The sequence below is a fragment of the Lysinibacillus mangiferihumi genome (assembly GCF_003049665.1).
Lineage (GTDB): Bacteria > Bacillota > Bacilli > Bacillales_A > Planococcaceae > Lysinibacillus > Lysinibacillus mangiferihumi.
The window spans coordinates 1-15,615 of sequence record NZ_PYWM01000011.1 but is presented as its reverse complement, the minus strand read 5'-3'; the positions used below and the strand labels follow the sequence as shown (position 1 = coordinate 15,615).

Genomic DNA, 15,615 nt, shown 5'->3' with positions numbered 1-15,615 from the left:
AAAATTATGCTTGAGAATCGAAGTACGATTTTTTTGCCCTTGTATTCGTACCGCGCACTTCACGCCCCGAATAATTCATTTGCTCTGGACGCGGACGTAGCGCATCTAATGTAAGATTGACGAATTGCAATGATTGAAATACTAATTTTTGATTGAGTTCATTTTGTTTGCGTAAATCCTTAATAATTGACATGAGTCGATTGCGAACAGCTGATAGTGTGTCTTTTTCAGCATCTTGTTCAGCAGCTTCGATGACATCAGCGACAGTCATTTTGTCAGTGGATGCAACTCCTTTTGCTCCCAGGTATTGTGTTACCTGTATCTGACGCTGTTGCTCGAGCTTATCGATAGCCGCTACATGCGCCTGCTCATCCTTGAGCATTTGGTCAAGTGCTTTCATATCGCCAGTTTTTATGATTTCTGTTTTTTTATAGGCTAGTTCGAGCAAGCTTTTATGCATTCTTTCTAGCTTTGTTAATGTAGAACAAATCGTCTCTACAGACATTTTGCTAAACACCCTTTCTGTTATTTCTTAGAAACGATAGTATTTCAGCATATCTTCAGCAACTTTACGAGCATTGACCTTATATTCTCCAGAATCAATATCAGCCTTTAGCTGTTGTACACGCTCTGCACGTTCTGCACTGTAAGTAGTAACACCTTGCATGTTCTGAGCGGCTTTTGAAATTTCAATTTTGTCAGCAAATGACGCTTTATTTGTGTCAGATTTCACATTGCGTACTTGATTTTTATAGGCATTTACTGCATTAACACCATAAGATGTGATTTTCATGTTCATCCCCCTATCTTAAAAGCTTATCTTACTATTATTTCGGATTGTCTCCAACAATGTTAAGTTTTCTAATATAAAAAAGTGTGCTAATTTTGTTTAAAATTAACACACTTTCGCTTATCAACCATCTTGTAAGGTGTATAATTTACCTTCGTTGCCCATTTCACGAACATTTACGTGATGTCAACATTATTTTTTGCGTTCAGCATGATAAGTTACTTTATCATGTTGTTCCACGCTTTCACGAAACTCCTTCGCTGCCTCAAATGTGCGAAGCTCTGCCTTTAATTCATCTTGGCATTTTGTACATAATTTCCCCGTTGTCGTTAAATGGCCGCAGTTATCACATGGATAACCTAAGTTTGGAAACATTGCCGGCTGTAAACGACCTTTGCGCACCCATTTATATAATAACTCTTCTTCAGCTCCAGTTGCCTCTACAATTCGTTCTACTGTCGCAGCACGGTTTTCACGCTTGCGTAAAAATCGATAAACAATTTGATATAATTCCTCTTCCGATTGTGCACATTTATGACATACTTCTCTGACCCCTGTATAATTAAAAAACTCATTACATTTTGGACAATTTCGAACCTCAGCCATCTTTTCTTCCTCCTCTTGCCATAATCACTATCTAATTGTACGAATCCTAAATTCGTAATCTATTATACATGATGTTTTAGCATTTTCATCCATTAATTAAAGTGAAGGTTCGAACATTTCGGGCCCCTGCTTCTAGTAAAACTTGTTTGGCATGCCGTAGTGTTGTCCCTGTAGTTTTAATATCGTCAAAAAGAAGGTAATCTTTATGCTGAACTTGGGCTTCTGGCATTAGACGAAAAAGCGGCGCTGATTGGATACGCTGCTCTCTATTTTTTGAACTTTGTGTTTCTACTGTTACTTTTTCTAGAAGTTGAGTAAAGGAGATATTAGCTGCTTTTAGAAGCTCCTCGGTATGGGAAAAGGTACGCTCTTTTTGTTTCATAGGATGCATAGGAATCGGTATAATTATTGCCTTTTCCTGTTTGAATTGTGCATGTAACTCCTGGCGAAATACTTTAGCAAGTGCAACATCTTGTAGAAATTTATATTGATGCAAATATGCTTTCATCGCATCATTATATTGATAAAGTGCCGTTGCTGAAGTGGAACGTACAAATTGCCCTTTACACTTTTCACAAATACATGGTGGAAAGCATCTTAATAAAAGCGTTTGCCAAGAAGGCGCAAAATGCAATGGCTGTGCGCATAACAAACAAAACTTATCTGTTTTATTCATCGTTTGAACCCTCTTTATTGTTAGCTAAAATGTTCTGTCGTGCTTCATCCATTGCTAAAGTCACTCCATGATGAAATAAAACAACTTCCCCATTCGTATAAGAGGCATGCCTTCCTACGCGTCCCGCAATTTGAATAAGTGCGCTTGCTGTAAAGATTGTAGACTCCGCCCCAACAACAGCAACTTGTACATTTTTTATCGTAATACCTCGTTCTAAAATGGTTGTCGTTAGTAATCCTGGAATTTTTTCATCGCGTAACTGTAGTACTTTGTGTTTCCTCTCTGGATCTGTAGCATGTACTGCTAATATATTTGCATGTATCCTCTGAAACAGTGGTATTGCCAGATTTAGCAGTTCTACGGTCGGGAAAAATATAAGAAATGGCTCATTTTTTGCAAGTCGTTCTTCTGTCCATGCTTTGAGCTTTCGAGGAAGTTTCCCTCGCTTTATACTTTTTTCATAGCCCCATAGAGAACAAAAATATGGCACTGGCAATGGCTTGTGATGGTATCTATTTGGGATAAATGAATAACTGTCTTTATATTGATTGATCAATGTTTGAGAAGGTGTAGCTGTAATAAAGTATATTGGTGCGTCACTTGTTTTGGCTTTTTGCACCGCTCTTTCTAATGTTGCATCAAATGAATAAGGAAATGCATCCGCTTCATCAACCATCATGACATCAAATGCCTGTTCGAAACGATATAGTTGATGAGTCGTTGCTAGGATTAGTTGTGCATAACCATGCTGCTTCGGCGCTCCACTATAGTACGCATGGATAAGTGTTTGTGGAAAAGCTTTTTGAAAGCGGGGGAATAACTCCAATACTACATCTGCACGCGGTGCGGCAATGCACACTCGTAACCCTTTTTCTAACGCATAATGGACAGACTGAAAGAGCAACTCTGTCTTACCAGCTCCACATACTGCATTCAATAAATGAGATTTTCCTGCTATTACACTCTCTAGTAGCTCGTTGGCTGCTCGTTGTTGTTGTGCTGTCAATTGCCCTGTCCATTGAAGTGGATGCTGCTTGATTCGACATGCTTTCGGTCCTTTCCATATGAGCAATGGTGTGCAAGTGCTCACTCTGCCCATCTTCAGGCAATGCCTGCAATAGACACACTTTTGTAGACATTTCGAGCAATCATACTCAGTAAAGTCGTGTAGATTGTCATTATAGCAACGATTACATCTTACGCGAGGTATTTTTTGAATACCGTCTATTATATAAAAGTATTTTCTATTAATAGCCTGCTCAATATCATATTTAGCAAATGGTGTATGCTCCTTTAACCAAATTCGTCCCTCATGAAAGTCTCGTAATGCGGGAGGCAACAGCCATCCTTTATAGTTCATGTATCTTGCTCCTTTCTTTTTGTAATGTTGATTTTAATTAGTGGGTGCTGTGATTTTTGCCTGGTTAGTGGCGATTCTCCCTAGTTTAGTGGCGATTTGCATGATTTTTGTGGCGATTCTTCATAATTTAGTGGCGATTTACCCTAGTTTAGTGGCGATTCGCATGATTTTAGTGGCGATTCTACCGATTTTAGTGGCGATTCTCCCTACACGCGATCGAGCACATAAAAAAAGTCCCTACAACAAGTTGTAGAGACTTTTACCTATTATTTTTTTGTCCAGCCAAGACCCATTGCACCTTCACCTAAGTGTGTGCCAATAACAGGTCCGAAATAGCTTAATTTAAAGTTTACGTTCGGGTAAGTCGTAGCAAGTTGTGCTAACCATTCCTCGGCTTCTTTTTGGCAATTACCGTGAATAACTACAGCATCCATCTTGTCATACTTGTTTGCATCTTCAGCCAATAACTCTTCTGCACGCTTTAGTGCTTTCTTACGTGTACGAATTTTTTCAAATGGCACAATGACCTTGTCCACAAAATGTAAGACAGGCTTTACTTGTAATAAGCCACCGATTAATGCAGCTGCTGAAGACAAACGCCCTCCCCGTTGTAAGTGCGCTAAGTCATCTACAATGAAGTAAGCACGAATATACTGCTGCATGTCCGCTAATGCTGCTAGTATTTCTTGTGCTGAACAACCTTCCGCAGCCATTTCAGCCGCTCGTAGCACATAAAACCCTTGAACAGCGCAAGAAATCTCGCTGTCAAATGGGTACACATCAATACCTTCCACCATTTCTCCTGCTTGGACCGCACCTTGATATGTACCACTTATACCACTCGATAAATGAATGGAAATTACTTCGTCATAATCATTTGCCAACTCTTCAAAGAGTGAGGCAAACTCACCAATAGGTGGTTGAGTTGTTTTGGGGAATTCTTTTGCACCCCGTACTTTATCATAAAACTCAGATGCAGTAATGTCTACTTCCTCTGCGAATAACTCACCTGAAATGTTTACACTTAACGGAATCATACGAATGTTTAAGCGCGCGCGTTCTTCTGGCGTAATGTATGCAGTACTGTCTGTTACGATTGCCGTCCTCATTCATTTCCACTCTCCTATGTTCCAAGTTTACCTCAAAAAGAAATGAATGTGAATTGAATTACGAAATCTCGTAATGACGTCAGGATTTGACTTTTTCACTACAAGTTCAGTCCGTAACATACACTAGATTTCAACTTTACTTTGCCATAAGGCTCAAATCTAGCGTTCATTTCACATTCATCTTCTATGTATAGTAAAGGGGATAATTTCCCCTTATTGATTGCCCGTGCTAGATTTAGTATCATCTCCAATATAAAAGACGCTCGTTACCTTCCACTCTCCATCTTCTTTGACAAATACCGTTACTTGGCGCCCAGCACTTTCATGTTCGACGTTTGTCTCCACTTGAAGAGAGTGCGTTGTCATATTGGCAAATACTTGCGCTTCATCCTCATTATACTTTGCAATGGTCACATTTGTTACATCACGTTTCGCATCAAATTGATCAAATACTTCCTCTGCCAATTTTTTATCTTCATCATAATTAAAGCCTTTTGGATCCTTAGATATCGTGTTCATATAACGCTCAATGTCTTTATCATTGAATGAAGCAATATATTCATCAAACGCCGCTAAAATTGCTTTTTCCTCATTAGCTGGTACATTCGTCGCTTTTTGGACTTCTCCGCCCATCATTTCATAGCCTGCTGTTCCATCCTCAATCACTTTTTCTCGCTCTTCTGTCGTTAAATCATCTTCTTTATTACTACATGCAGCCAACACTAATAAGGTCAAAACTGCTAGAATACTTTTCTTTAACATCATAAAACCTCCCGCGCAATATTGTAGCATATAAAAGCTTAAGTAGGAATTTTGTTGCGCATTTTCAACTTTTAGGTGCTTATTTCATTAAAAGACGTCTTTCCAATAAAAATGTTGCACAATAAAAAACTGCCTTAAAAACTACTTTATCTTTTAAAGTAGCTTTTAAAAACAGCCTTCATTACTACTATGCAATTATCGTACTTCAACCCAACCATTTTTAATGGCTGTTACAACAGCTTGTGTACGGTCGTTTACGTTCATTTTTTGTAAAATGCTTGAAACATGGTTTTTTACCGTTTTTTCTGAAATAAACAGTGTCTCACCAATTGTACGGTTAGATTGTCCATCTGTTAATAGTTGTAAAACTTCACATTCGCGTTTTGTTAGTAAATGGAATGGACGGCGAATTTCTGTTTGATGGAAGTTGCCTTTGTTTTCATGCTCAGACAGGCGACGGAATTCTGCTACTAAATTTTTAGTTACTTTAGGATGTAAGTAAGAACCGCCATTTGCCACTACTTTAATCGCTTCCACGATTTCATCTGCATCCATCTCTTTTAGCATATAGCCAAGAGCGCCTGATTTTAGTGCATGAGTTACGTATGTTTCATCATCATGAATGGATAACATGATGACTTTAGCATCTGGAAATTCTGTAATTAAATCTGCTGTTGCCTCTACACCATTTTTACCCGGCATATTTATATCCATTAAAACAACATCTGGTTGATTTTCCGCATATAAATTTACTACATCTGTGCCATCGTCACCTTCTGCAATTACATCAAACGTATCTTCAAAGTCTAAGATGCGTTTCACTCCTTCTCGGAATAGCTGGTGATCGTCTACAATAATAATCTTCGTCATTAGTCTTTACCCCCTAAAATTCTGCAACACATTTCTTACTCTACTTCTAACGGAATTTTAAATAATACCGTAGTGCCTCGATTTATCTCACTTTCAATTGAGATTGTACCATTTAATATTTCAATTCGTTCTCGCATTCCTAAAATACCAAAGGAATGATCTTTCACAACTTTTTGATCGAACCCCACGCCATCATCTTTCACGACAACATTTACCGCATTGTTCAACCATTCAATTTTTACCCAAATATCCTTGCATTTCCCATGCTTCATAGCGTTTGTTACACATTCTTGCACTAAGCGAAAAATGGATACTTCGTAATTTGAAGGAATACGTTGTTCTGTGCTTCTTGACTGAAAATGAATTTCTACTCCTGGATTATATTCAGTCACAGTCGACAAATATTTCTTTAATGTCGGCACAATGCCCAAATCATCCAGCGCCATAGGTCGTAAATCATAAATGATTCGTCGCACCTCTGACAGTGCATTACGCACAGTTTTCTTCAAATCAGCAATTTCAGCCAAAGCGTATTCAATGCCCTTCTCTCGATACGTTCTTTCTATTAAGTCCGTACGCATTAAGACATTGGCCATCATTTGAGCAGGTCCATCATGAATTTCTCTTGATAAACGTTTTCGCTCTTCTTCTTGTGCAGCGATGATTCGAATACCAAAATCTTGCTTCATTTTCGCTTGTTCAAGCGCTAAACCAACATTTTTTAAATCAGACGTTAAATAATTTAAAATAACATTTACTTGATTGACAATATGATCAGCACGTTCAATTGTATCGAGTAAGCCTCTTAAACGTCGCTCTAAATCATCTCTTTTGTCGCGAAGTTGCTTTTCTTGTGTTTTAATGACGGAGAGCTTCAATTGAAAATCATGTGCCGTTTCATATGCATCTCTAACTTGTTCTTCGGTATAATTATCAAAAGCTTTACTCACTAACACAAGTCTTTGCTTAGCAAGCTGCGTGCTTTTTTCTAAAGCATCGCCTTCATCGATGACAGTTGAAATTTGTTTTCGAACAATTTCTAGCTCTTGTTGCATATCTTCAAAGCTTCTTCGGCTTTGTTCACTTATAATGAAAATATCATCTTTAGAGCTCATGATTGTTTCTAACATTCGATTGAACACGTCATCAAGCGACTTTAAATCGAAGGTATCATTTGAAAACATTGTGTACTCCCCAGTCTAATGTCCTTATTATCACATAGTATTTTGAAAGACCAATTTCATAGAATCTAAGTCTAAACCTATTATAGCATCACAATGCTAAAAATTAATGCTTTTTCTTTATGAAATTTATAGCATACAACCCTATTTTAAAGGAGAATGACACTTATGAGAGAGAACTATTTAACTGTAAAAGGCTACGGAGAAAGCGAAATTATAATATCTAAATCTCGCTTTCTTACTTATATAGAACGCGCTGAAACCGAAGAGGATGCAATGACTTTTATAGAGCGCATAAAAAAAATGCATCATAATGCGACACATAATTGCTCTGCCTATATTATCGGCGAGCATGATCATATTCAAAAAGCGAATGATGATGGGGAACCTAGTGGCACAGCTGGCGTCCCTATGTTAGAAGTATTAAAAAAGCAAGGCTTAAAGGATACGGTCGTTGTCGTCACACGCTACTTTGGTGGCATTAAATTAGGTGGCGGCGGTCTTATTCGTGCTTACGGTAAAGCAACAACAGAGGGATTACTCGCTGCACAAGTTGTCGAACGAAAACTTCATCACCTTATGAAAATCGCAATAGACTACACTTGGCTTGGAAAAGTGGAAAATGAGATTCGCAACTCTGGATATTCTTTAGAAGAAATAAACTACTTGGAAGGTGTCGAAATGATAGTTTCGGTGTTAAAAGAGGAAGAAGATCAGTTTCGTCATTGGGTGACAGAACTGACGAATGGGCAAGCAACAATCACTTTTGAGCACGCCCAATTTATCGAATTTATTGTGAAATAAATAGTTTTAATTGTCTAATCCTGAAGGTCCATAGTATAATTTTAATATTGAGCTCACTTAATCAATTACGCCCATGTGCTAATTTGAATAAATTTTAGCTCAATTGCATAATTATTCCCAAAATCAAGAGGAGAATATACCATATATGAAAAGAACGAATGTAAAAAAGAAGAAGAGGTCTTCTAAAGCTTCTTTGATTATAAAAGTAGCATTACTTCTAGTTGCTAGTTTACTAATTTGCGTTACAGCCTATGGTGTTTATATTACAAAGCAAGCTGAACACGCAGCCAACTCAGCACATGAAGTATTAGAAGGTCGAGATGTCTCTGCTTTACGAGAAGAAAAAGTAGAACCGGTTAATGATAATGTGTCGATTTTATTTGTCGGTGTCGATGATAGTGAAAATCGTGGGCAAGGTTCTGAAAACTCACGCTCAGATGCACTGATTCTTGCAACTTTAAACAATACTACGAAAACTATTAAAATGTTAAGTATCCCTCGTGATTCTTACGTTTATATCCCTTCAGTAGGCTATAAAGATAAAATTACTCATGCCCATGCGTTAGGTGGTACGCTTTCGACAATTGAAACGGTTGAAAAACTTTTTGATGTTCCGATTGATTACTATGTCCGCATGAACTTCAATGCGTTTATTGATGTCGTGGATGCTTTAGGTGGTATCGAAGCAGAAGTACCATATGCTCTACATGAAAAAGATGAATTTGATCGTAATACAATAAACCTCAAGCCAGGTTTACAGCATTTAAACGGTAGTCAAGCACTTGCCCTTGCACGTACACGTAAGCAAGATAACGATATCCAACGCGGTATACGCCAACAAGAAATTTTAACTGCTATTACAAATAAAGTAGCATCTGTTGACTCTATTACAAAGTATGACGATGTTATTAAAGCAATCGGCGATAACATGAAGACAAATATGACATTTAGTGAAATGAAATCATTCCTGTCTTATTTAACAAAAGGTAAGCCACGTATTGATTCATTAACATTAGAAGGTAACGACGATATGTCTACAGGTGTTTATTATTATCAATTAGACCAACAATCAGTTGATGATATATCTGAAATTCTTAACAACCACCTTGCAAGAAAAAAATCGTCTTCTGCTTTAACAAATAGTAATACTGATAAAGACAATGCGGCTGGCGATGACAGTTCATCAAACGAGTCAGCGCAATAAAAATAAAAAGCCTTTCCACTATCGAAATTTGATAGCGGAAAGGCTTTTTTAAGTATCGGGTTATTTACCCGCGATTCATGAGGTTTTACCCGCGAAATCTGGTGTTTTACCCGCGTTTCACGAGATTTTACCCGCGAAATCTGGTGTTTTACCCGCGATTCACGAGGTTTTACCCGCGAAAACCATCTTTTACTGAAAAAAAACTGCAGACGAACTCAAATTCGAGTTTGTCTACAGCAGTTCTTTTGTTATTTATTGAATATCCGCATGAAATTTAATAGCGGTTTATAGTTTTTACCAGCAAGTCCAATGACTTCAACAAAAATTTCGATAGCAATTAAGATCACCGTAATTAGTAAAATGGCTCCCCATAACTTTGCCATTGAGAAGATAATGGCAGCTAAACCAAACATCATTGCAATGCCATAAATAATAAGTACCGTTTGTCGATGTGTAAAGCCCATATCCAATAATCGATGGTGTAAATGGGATTTATCAGGATCAGACCATTTCTTCTTCATGCGTAAACGACGAACAATTGCAAAGAATGTATCAGAAATCGGTACACCTAACATAATAATTGGGATAATTAACGAAATGATTGTAAAGTTTTTATATCCTAATAAAGCCAATACAGAAATCATAAAGCCTAAAAATAATGCCCCAGTATCACCCATGAAGATTTTAGCTGGATGGAAATTATAAAATAAGAAACCAATTGTAGCTGCTGCTAAAATTGCTGCAAAGGCTAATACGAACATATCGTCCATTATAAAAGCCAGACCAGATAAAGTAATAAGTGCAGTTGAAGAAACGCCTGCAGCTAATCCGTCTAAGCCATCAATTAAGTTAATCGCATTTGTAATACCAACAATCCACAATATAGTGAATGGAATACTTAGAAAACCAAAATCTAATTGCCCACCAAATGGCAAGTTAATGAAATCAATTTGAATACCACCCACAAAAATAACGATGAGTGCAGCAACTATTTGACCAAGCATCTTTGCCTTTGCTGATATTTCACGCATATCATCAATGACACCTGTTGCTACAATAATACAAGCTCCGATAATAATCGCTAAACTATATTGACTTTGTGGCTGTAAGACCGCCACACCTATTAAAAACGCAAAGAAAATTGCCAGACCACCGAGCCTTGGCATGATACGTGCATGTACTTTTCGATAGTTTGGCGTGTCAACGGCACCTATTCTAAACGCTAAACGTTTAACTAGTGGAGTTAACAAAATGGAAGCAACGAATGCTGCTATTAAAGACACGTAAAGCATGTCTCTCCTCCTCAAAAAAATAATCTACATTTGAATCCAATTTGATTATAGCACGAACATGCTCTGAAATATACTTTTTCTAATCATTTTCCGCTATTTCACATTTTCCATTTTTCTCTATTATTCTACCTTTATTACTTAATGTCAAATGTAGTCATCATTCGTAAAATTTGATAGAATAATGATGTGTCTAGCATTTAGACAACTTTAAAGGAGCGTAAATTCATGTTCTCAATTTTCAAACGCAACAATGAGCAAACAAGTGCTCGTCAATTAAAACGCTACTATAAAATAGTAGAACAAATTAATAATCTTGAAGAAAAATACGTCAATAAGTCAGATGCTGAGTTAAGAGAAATGACTTTTATTTTCAAGGATCGCTTAGATCAAGGTGAACCAATTACATCCATCATTCCAGACGCATTTGCAGTTGTACGCGAAGCCTCAAAACGTGTATTAGGAATGCGTCATTTTGATGTACAGCTAATTGGTGGGCTCGTATTAACTGAAGGCAATATTGCTGAAATGCCTACAGGTGAAGGGAAAACGCTTGTTGCTTCACTTCCCTCTTATGTACGGGCATTAGAAGGCAAAGGTGTTCATGTCATTACAGTAAACGATTATCTTGCGAAACGTGACTATGAGCTTGTTGGACAAATTCATCGTTTCCTCGGTTTAACAGTCGGCTTAAATGTACCGATGATGGAACCAAATGACAAAAAAGACGCTTATAACGCGGATATTACGTACGGTGTCGGTACCGAATTCGGTTTCGACTATTTACGTGACAATATGGCACATAGCTTAGCTGATAAAGTACAACGCGCTTATCATTTCGCGATTATTGATGAAGTTGATAGTGTACTTATTGACGAAGCGAAAACGCCATTAATAATTGCCGGTAAAATGCCTGCAAACGATGAATTACATCGCATTGCAGCTATGTTAGCAAAACGCTTTAAAGCAGAAGAAGACTACGACTTTGATGATGAAACGAAGGCTACTTCTTTAACGGATAAAGGCATTGAAAAGGTTGAGGCTGCCTTCAATGTTGACAATTTATACGATTTAGAGCATCAAACACTTTATCACTATGTGATCCAAGCGGTTCGTGCACATGTCATGTTCAAGCGTGACGTTGATTATATCGTGAAAGATGACAAAATCGAGCTTGTTGATATGTTCACAGGACGTATTTTAGAAGGTCGTTCTCTTTCAGATGGCTTACATCAAGCAATCGAGGCAAAAGAAGGCGTAACGATTACTGAAGAAAATAAAGCTCAGGCACAAATTACAATTCAAAACTATTTCCGTATGTATCCGAAGCTTTCGGGAATGACAGGAACTGCGAAAACACAGGAAAAGGAAATCCGTGAAGTGTACGGTATGGAAGTTATTCAAATCCCTACAAACCGCCCACGTCAACGTGTAGACCAACCGGATATTATTTTTAAAACACAAGCAGCGAAATATAAATTTGTAGCTGCCGAAGCAAAACGACGCCATGAAAAAGGGCAACCTGTTTTAATCGGTACTACTTCCATTTTGCAATCTGAAACCGTTGCAGACCATTTAAAAAAGGAAGGCTTAAAATTCCAATTACTGAATGCCAAAACAGTTGAGCAAGAAGTAGAGCTTATTTCGCAAGCTGGTCAAAAAGGTCGTATTACGGTTGCAACTAATATGGCTGGTCGTGGTACAGATATCGTGTTAGGTGACGATGTCCATGCCCTTGGTGGTCTTTACGTAATAGGTACAGAAAAACATGAAAGCCGCCGCGTGGATAATCAGCTACGCGGACGTTCTGGTCGTCAAGGTGACGTAGGTGAAAGTCGCTTCATTCTCTCTATTGAAGATGATATGTTCCGCCGTTATGCAAAAGAAGAAGTTGAAAAATTTACAGCAAAAATGATTGTAGATGAAAATGAAGTCATTCAAAACAAAGATGTTCAGGAGCTTATCAACCGTACACAACGTATTGTAGAAGGCTCACAATATGGCATGCGCGAATACAATTTAAAATTAGACGATGTCATTAATGATCAACGTACTGTTATTTATGGCTTACGTGACAAAATTTTAGCTGGTGAAGATGTTATGGGAGAGCTGCAAAAAATGCTACGTGAAACGGTCGATTTTGCAGTGCGCGATGCTGCACCTGAAGAGCTCCCTTCTGTAGAATGGGATTATGACCAAATGGAAAGTGCACTGAATTCATTATTCATTACTCCGGTTACAATTGATCGTGAAGTTGGCAAAGTAAAACAGATTCTAGCGGATATACAGCCTTCTGAACAAGAACTGCTTAATCATATGGAGAAATTTGCAGAAAATGATGAAGTCATGACGGTTATTCCACAAGTGATGTTGAGCTATATAGATAGTGGCTGGGTGAAGCATTTAGAAGCAATGGCTCATTTAAAAGAAGGTATCGGCTTACGTCACTATCAACAAGAAGATCCAATGCGCATTTATCAACGAGAAGGACTCGAATTATTCGGGAAGAATTTCCAAGAATTGCGCCGTTCTATTATTATCGAAATTACAGGCTTCATGAAAATGGTTGAAGGACAACAGGAGGTTTAATAATGGGTTTATTTTCATTCTTTAAAAAATCAGATAAAATCGTGCAAGAAAACACAATTGACTCAAAAGATTTACTAGGAAATGCGTCTACAAATAAAGGGGACAATCGTGATGTTGTAACGAAGCTGTCATTCCATCCTGATTGGAATGTACCACAAGAACAAAAGTATATTTTTAACTTCCTTGCAAATGAGCTAGAGCCATTGAAACCAAATCAATTATCGCTATCTTCTATTAGTATTGAAGATGAGCCACGCACAGGGAAATGGCTTGTTCGTGCATTTTTCCGCTCATCATTAGCTGAAGCAATTGAGTTAGGTGAAATTGAATTATTCATTATGGATAAAAACGATGAGCTTGTAGCATCTAAAAAATTCGATTTTAAAGCGCTAGGCACAATTCCAGCTGAAAGTGCTCGTCCATGGGTTTTTGAATTTGAAAAATCAACTATTAAAGTAGACGAAGTGCCAGAAGATGGTTGGAAAATCGCATTTAACCTTGTATCTTTACGCGGTCACCAACTAGAATTAGATCCGTCATGGGAACAACAATTACCAGCAGCACAAAAAGAAGAGCTTGCAAAAATCGTTAATACTTTACCCAAATTAGGTGAAACAGAAGTTAACTTTACTGGTCTCCAAGCAAAACTTGCTGATAATGGTAACCTGAATGTTTCAATCTTTATCCGTAACGGTCACAATAAAGCAATTAATCTAGAACAATTACCGCTAGAAATTATCGACGCAACAGGTAAACAAATTGCCAAAGGATCATTTAAAATGGATCCAATCCTAACTGTCCAACCAAACTCAACAAAACCTTGGACATTCATCTTCCCAGCTGAACTAGTTGATGCACAACAAGCAGACTTATCTCGCTGGACAGCACGTGTAACACAATAATAATAACTGAAATCCTTCTTTCTACGGAAAGAAGGATTTTTGATTTCCTACATGTACGGAGCGATTTGCCCTGGTTTACTGGCGATTCTCACGGTCTTTGTGGCGATTCGTTCCGGTTTTGTGGCGATTCTCCGCCCTTTTGTGGCGATTCGTTCCGGTTTTGTGGCGATTCTCACGTTGTTTGTGGCGATTGACGCATTCAATCAAATAAAAAGCGATTTTTGCCCTAATGCAAAAATCGCCTGTTCATTATTTTACTGTATCGAATCGTTTATACCCTACTAATCTAGTTGACCAGTAAGAGTACGTCACATCCGATAGTTCCACACCATCTGTACCCGCGTGGATAAATTTATTGTTGCCAAGGTAAATACCCATATGAGAAATGCCCTCTTTATAAGTATTTTCAAAGAATACTAAGTCCCCTGGCACTGGATTTTTCACATGTGTTGTATTGCCATTAAAGTAGCCTTCGCTGCTATCTCTCGCTATTTTCACACCACTTTGATTGAATGCATAATAAATAAACCCACTGCAATCAAGACCTTCTGGCGTATTACCGCCATAAAGGTAAGGTGTTCCGATCAATGTATTCGCCACTTCCACGGTTTTTTTGTAAATAGCTTGTCCATTTGCTGTCGGATCTTTTGTTGTTACTTTTGATGGGGTCCCCGTATCTGTAGTTACATTATTATGTACTGTATCATCCTCGGGTACGACAGCTACTGGAGAAATTTTCAATACTTGTCCAATATAAATCGTGTCGTTCTCTATGCCATTCCACTCTTTAATTTCCTTTATTGTCACATTATATTGCTTGGCGATTTTTGATAATGTATCACCTTTCGCAACTGTATGAACAGCAGTTGAAGGTTTTGAAGGTGTAGTAGTTGTCGGTTTAGAAGGTTTTCCTGTTTCAGCTGTTGCCTGCTTTGTAATTTCTAACTTTTGTGCTACATAAATCGTATCCTTCGATAGATTATTCCATTTTTTTATATCTTGTATCGTCACCTGATGATTTTGAGCGATTTTGGATAACGTATCGCCTTTTTGTACGGTATATGTTGCAGCTTCAGCATTTTGTATCGCAAAAAATGAAGTAGCAATAGTGCTTAAAGCGAGAATTCTCAATTTTTTTGATTTAAGCATATCCAATAACCTCCGTTCATGTTAGAATATTTCCTTGTGTGTCTATCATACTAAAGAATTGTCAAAACAAAAATCGGAAATACTGACTATTTTTCAAACAATTTATCAATCCTATATAATACTACAGAATCCGACTGTTTAGCATTACAGTAATAATTGCAAGTTTAATAGTCCTATGATAACATACATTTCTGTATTTGAGTTAATTTCACAATTCTAACCCCTTGTCTCCCAAGGGTTTTCAAACAATAAAAAATGGGCACCTCCCAAAATGGTATAATTTAAGTGACCAAACCAAAATTATCCACGAGGTGAATGCCCTAT

General features: G+C 37.7%; 17 protein-coding genes. 6 read left to right on the top strand and 11 right to left on the bottom strand.

Translation table 11 applies throughout. The features are described from left to right. Positions 1 to 4: 4 nt before the first annotated feature. The 5 genes from C9J37_RS11870 to C9J37_RS11850 form a co-directional block, all read right to left on the bottom strand. Complete coding sequence (locus C9J37_RS11870; RefSeq protein ID WP_107895514.1) at positions 5 to 505, bottom strand: flagellar protein FlgN; 501 nt, start codon at positions 503 to 505, stop codon at positions 5 to 7. Between the two features lie 27 nt (positions 506 to 532). Then, the gene (flgM, locus tag C9J37_RS11865; protein WP_024362470.1) at positions 533 to 793 is read right to left on the bottom strand and encodes a flagellar biosynthesis anti-sigma factor FlgM; all 261 of its coding nucleotides are present in this window, start codon (positions 791 to 793) and stop codon (positions 533 to 535) included. Positions 794 to 982: 189 nt separating this feature from the next. Then, entirely contained in the window at positions 983 to 1,396 is a 414-nt protein-coding gene (locus C9J37_RS11860) for a TIGR03826 family flagellar region protein (RefSeq protein ID WP_107895513.1), read from the bottom strand. Positions 1,397 to 1,481: 85 nt separating this feature from the next. Continuing rightward, positions 1,482 to 2,072 carry a ComF family protein gene (locus tag C9J37_RS11855; RefSeq protein WP_107895512.1) on the bottom strand — a complete coding sequence of 197 codons (591 nt, stop codon included), beginning with the start codon at positions 2,070 to 2,072 and terminating at the stop codon, positions 1,482 to 1,484. Next, entirely contained in the window at positions 2,065 to 3,432 is a 1,368-nt protein-coding gene (locus C9J37_RS11850) for an ATP-dependent helicase ComFA (RefSeq protein WP_107895511.1), read from the bottom strand. Before C9J37_RS11850 ends, C9J37_RS11855 begins: the two co-directional genes overlap by 8 nt. A 49-nt stretch (positions 3,433 to 3,481) precedes the next feature. On the opposite strand from C9J37_RS11850, the gene C9J37_RS28005 reads away from it, so the two are divergent. Continuing rightward, complete coding sequence (locus C9J37_RS28005) at positions 3,482 to 3,685, top strand: hypothetical protein (RefSeq protein WP_137067843.1); 204 nt, start codon at positions 3,482 to 3,484, stop codon at positions 3,683 to 3,685. Between the two features lie 13 nt (positions 3,686 to 3,698). Here C9J37_RS28005 and C9J37_RS11845 read toward each other — a convergent pair whose 3' ends face one another. The 4 genes from C9J37_RS11845 to C9J37_RS11830 form a co-directional block, all read right to left on the bottom strand. Further along, entirely contained in the window at positions 3,699 to 4,541 is an 843-nt protein-coding gene (locus tag C9J37_RS11845; RefSeq protein ID WP_024362466.1) for a fatty acid kinase binding subunit FakB, read from the bottom strand. A 213-nt stretch (positions 4,542 to 4,754) separates the two neighbouring features. After that, a complete protein-coding gene (locus tag C9J37_RS11840; RefSeq protein WP_107895510.1) occupies positions 4,755 to 5,303 on the bottom strand; it encodes a nuclear transport factor 2 family protein in 549 nt (182 codons plus the stop codon). Positions 5,304 to 5,498: 195 nt separating this feature from the next. After that, a complete protein-coding gene (locus tag C9J37_RS11835) occupies positions 5,499 to 6,173 on the bottom strand; it encodes a response regulator (protein WP_024362464.1) in 675 nt (224 codons plus the stop codon). Positions 6,174 to 6,208: 35 nt separating this feature from the next. Next, on the bottom strand, positions 6,209 to 7,357 hold the full coding sequence (locus C9J37_RS11830) for a sensor histidine kinase (protein ID WP_107895509.1): 1,149 nt from the start codon (positions 7,355 to 7,357) through the stop codon (positions 6,209 to 6,211). A 165-nt stretch (positions 7,358 to 7,522) separates the two neighbouring features. On the opposite strand from C9J37_RS11830, the gene C9J37_RS11825 reads away from it, so the two are divergent. Together C9J37_RS11825 and C9J37_RS11820 are read left to right on the top strand one after the other, a co-directional pair. Further along, the gene (locus tag C9J37_RS11825; RefSeq protein ID WP_107895508.1) at positions 7,523 to 8,158 is read left to right on the top strand and encodes a YigZ family protein; all 636 of its coding nucleotides are present in this window, start codon (positions 7,523 to 7,525) and stop codon (positions 8,156 to 8,158) included. A gap of 145 nt (positions 8,159 to 8,303) precedes the next feature. Further along, positions 8,304 to 9,362 (top strand): LCP family protein, encoded by a 1,059-nt coding sequence (locus C9J37_RS11820; protein ID WP_107895507.1) that lies wholly within the window; start codon positions 8,304 to 8,306, stop codon positions 9,360 to 9,362. Between the two features lie 248 nt (positions 9,363 to 9,610). On the opposite strand, the gene C9J37_RS11815 is transcribed toward C9J37_RS11820, so the two are convergent. Beyond that, entirely contained in the window at positions 9,611 to 10,654 is a 1,044-nt protein-coding gene (locus C9J37_RS11815) for a glycosyltransferase family 4 protein (RefSeq protein WP_107895506.1), read from the bottom strand. 225 nt (positions 10,655 to 10,879) lie between these two features. Between C9J37_RS11815 and secA2 the strand changes: the two genes are divergently transcribed. Genes secA2 through C9J37_RS28000 form a run of 3 tightly spaced genes read left to right on the top strand, consistent with a single transcriptional unit; the run spans position 10,880 to position 14,427 of the window. Next, positions 10,880 to 13,240 carry an accessory Sec system translocase SecA2 gene (gene secA2 / locus C9J37_RS11810; RefSeq protein ID WP_107895505.1) on the top strand — a complete coding sequence of 787 codons (2,361 nt, stop codon included), beginning with the start codon at positions 10,880 to 10,882 and terminating at the stop codon, positions 13,238 to 13,240. Between the two features lie 2 nt (positions 13,241 to 13,242). After that, on the top strand, positions 13,243 to 14,142 hold the full coding sequence (locus C9J37_RS11805) for an accessory Sec system S-layer assembly protein (RefSeq protein WP_107895504.1): 900 nt from the start codon (positions 13,243 to 13,245) through the stop codon (positions 14,140 to 14,142). A gap of 39 nt (positions 14,143 to 14,181) precedes the next feature. Next, positions 14,182 to 14,427: a hypothetical protein gene (locus tag C9J37_RS28000; RefSeq protein ID WP_153063488.1), complete on the top strand. Its 246-nt coding sequence runs from the start codon at positions 14,182 to 14,184 to the stop codon at positions 14,425 to 14,427. Here the strand turns inward: C9J37_RS28000 and C9J37_RS11800 are convergent. Beyond that, positions 14,392 to 15,291, bottom strand: a complete 900-nt coding sequence (locus C9J37_RS11800; protein WP_107895503.1) for a C40 family peptidase — start codon at positions 15,289 to 15,291, stop codon at positions 14,392 to 14,394. The genes C9J37_RS28000 and C9J37_RS11800 overlap by 36 nt on opposite strands. Between the last annotated feature and the right edge of the window lie 324 nt (positions 15,292 to 15,615).

Coding starts and splice junctions, on each gene's coding strand:
- C9J37_RS11870 (WP_107895514.1), bottom strand. CDS start 505: ATGTCTGTAGAGACGATTTGTTCTACATTAACAAAGCTAGAAAGAATG.
- flgM (WP_024362470.1), bottom strand. CDS start 793: ATGAAAATCACATCTTATGGTGTTAATGCAGTAAATGCCTATAAAAAT.
- C9J37_RS11860 (WP_107895513.1), bottom strand. CDS start 1,396: ATGGCTGAGGTTCGAAATTGTCCAAAATGTAATGAGTTTTTTAATTAT.
- C9J37_RS11855 (WP_107895512.1), bottom strand. CDS start 2,072: ATGAATAAAACAGATAAGTTTTGTTTGTTATGCGCACAGCCATTGCAT.
- C9J37_RS11850 (WP_107895511.1), bottom strand. CDS start 3,432: ATGAACTATAAAGGATGGCTGTTGCCTCCCGCATTACGAGACTTTCAT.
- C9J37_RS11845 (WP_024362466.1), bottom strand. CDS start 4,541: ATGAGGACGGCAATCGTAACAGACAGTACTGCATACATTACGCCAGAA.
- C9J37_RS11840 (WP_107895510.1), bottom strand. CDS start 5,303: ATGTTAAAGAAAAGTATTCTAGCAGTTTTGACCTTATTAGTGTTGGCT.
- C9J37_RS11835 (WP_024362464.1), bottom strand. CDS start 6,173: ATGACGAAGATTATTATTGTAGACGATCACCAGCTATTCCGAGAAGGA.
- C9J37_RS11830 (WP_107895509.1), bottom strand. CDS start 7,357: ATGTTTTCAAATGATACCTTCGATTTAAAGTCGCTTGATGACGTGTTC.
- C9J37_RS11825 (WP_107895508.1), top strand. CDS start 7,523: ATGAGAGAGAACTATTTAACTGTAAAAGGCTACGGAGAAAGCGAAATT.
- C9J37_RS11820 (WP_107895507.1), top strand. CDS start 8,304: ATGAAAAGAACGAATGTAAAAAAGAAGAAGAGGTCTTCTAAAGCTTCT.
- C9J37_RS11815 (WP_107895506.1), bottom strand. CDS start 10,654: ATGCTTTACGTGTCTTTAATAGCAGCATTCGTTGCTTCCATTTTGTTA.
- secA2 (WP_107895505.1), top strand. CDS start 10,880: ATGTTCTCAATTTTCAAACGCAACAATGAGCAAACAAGTGCTCGTCAA.
- C9J37_RS11805 (WP_107895504.1), top strand. CDS start 13,243: ATGGGTTTATTTTCATTCTTTAAAAAATCAGATAAAATCGTGCAAGAA.
- C9J37_RS11800 (WP_107895503.1), bottom strand. CDS start 15,291: ATGCTTAAATCAAAAAAATTGAGAATTCTCGCTTTAAGCACTATTGCT.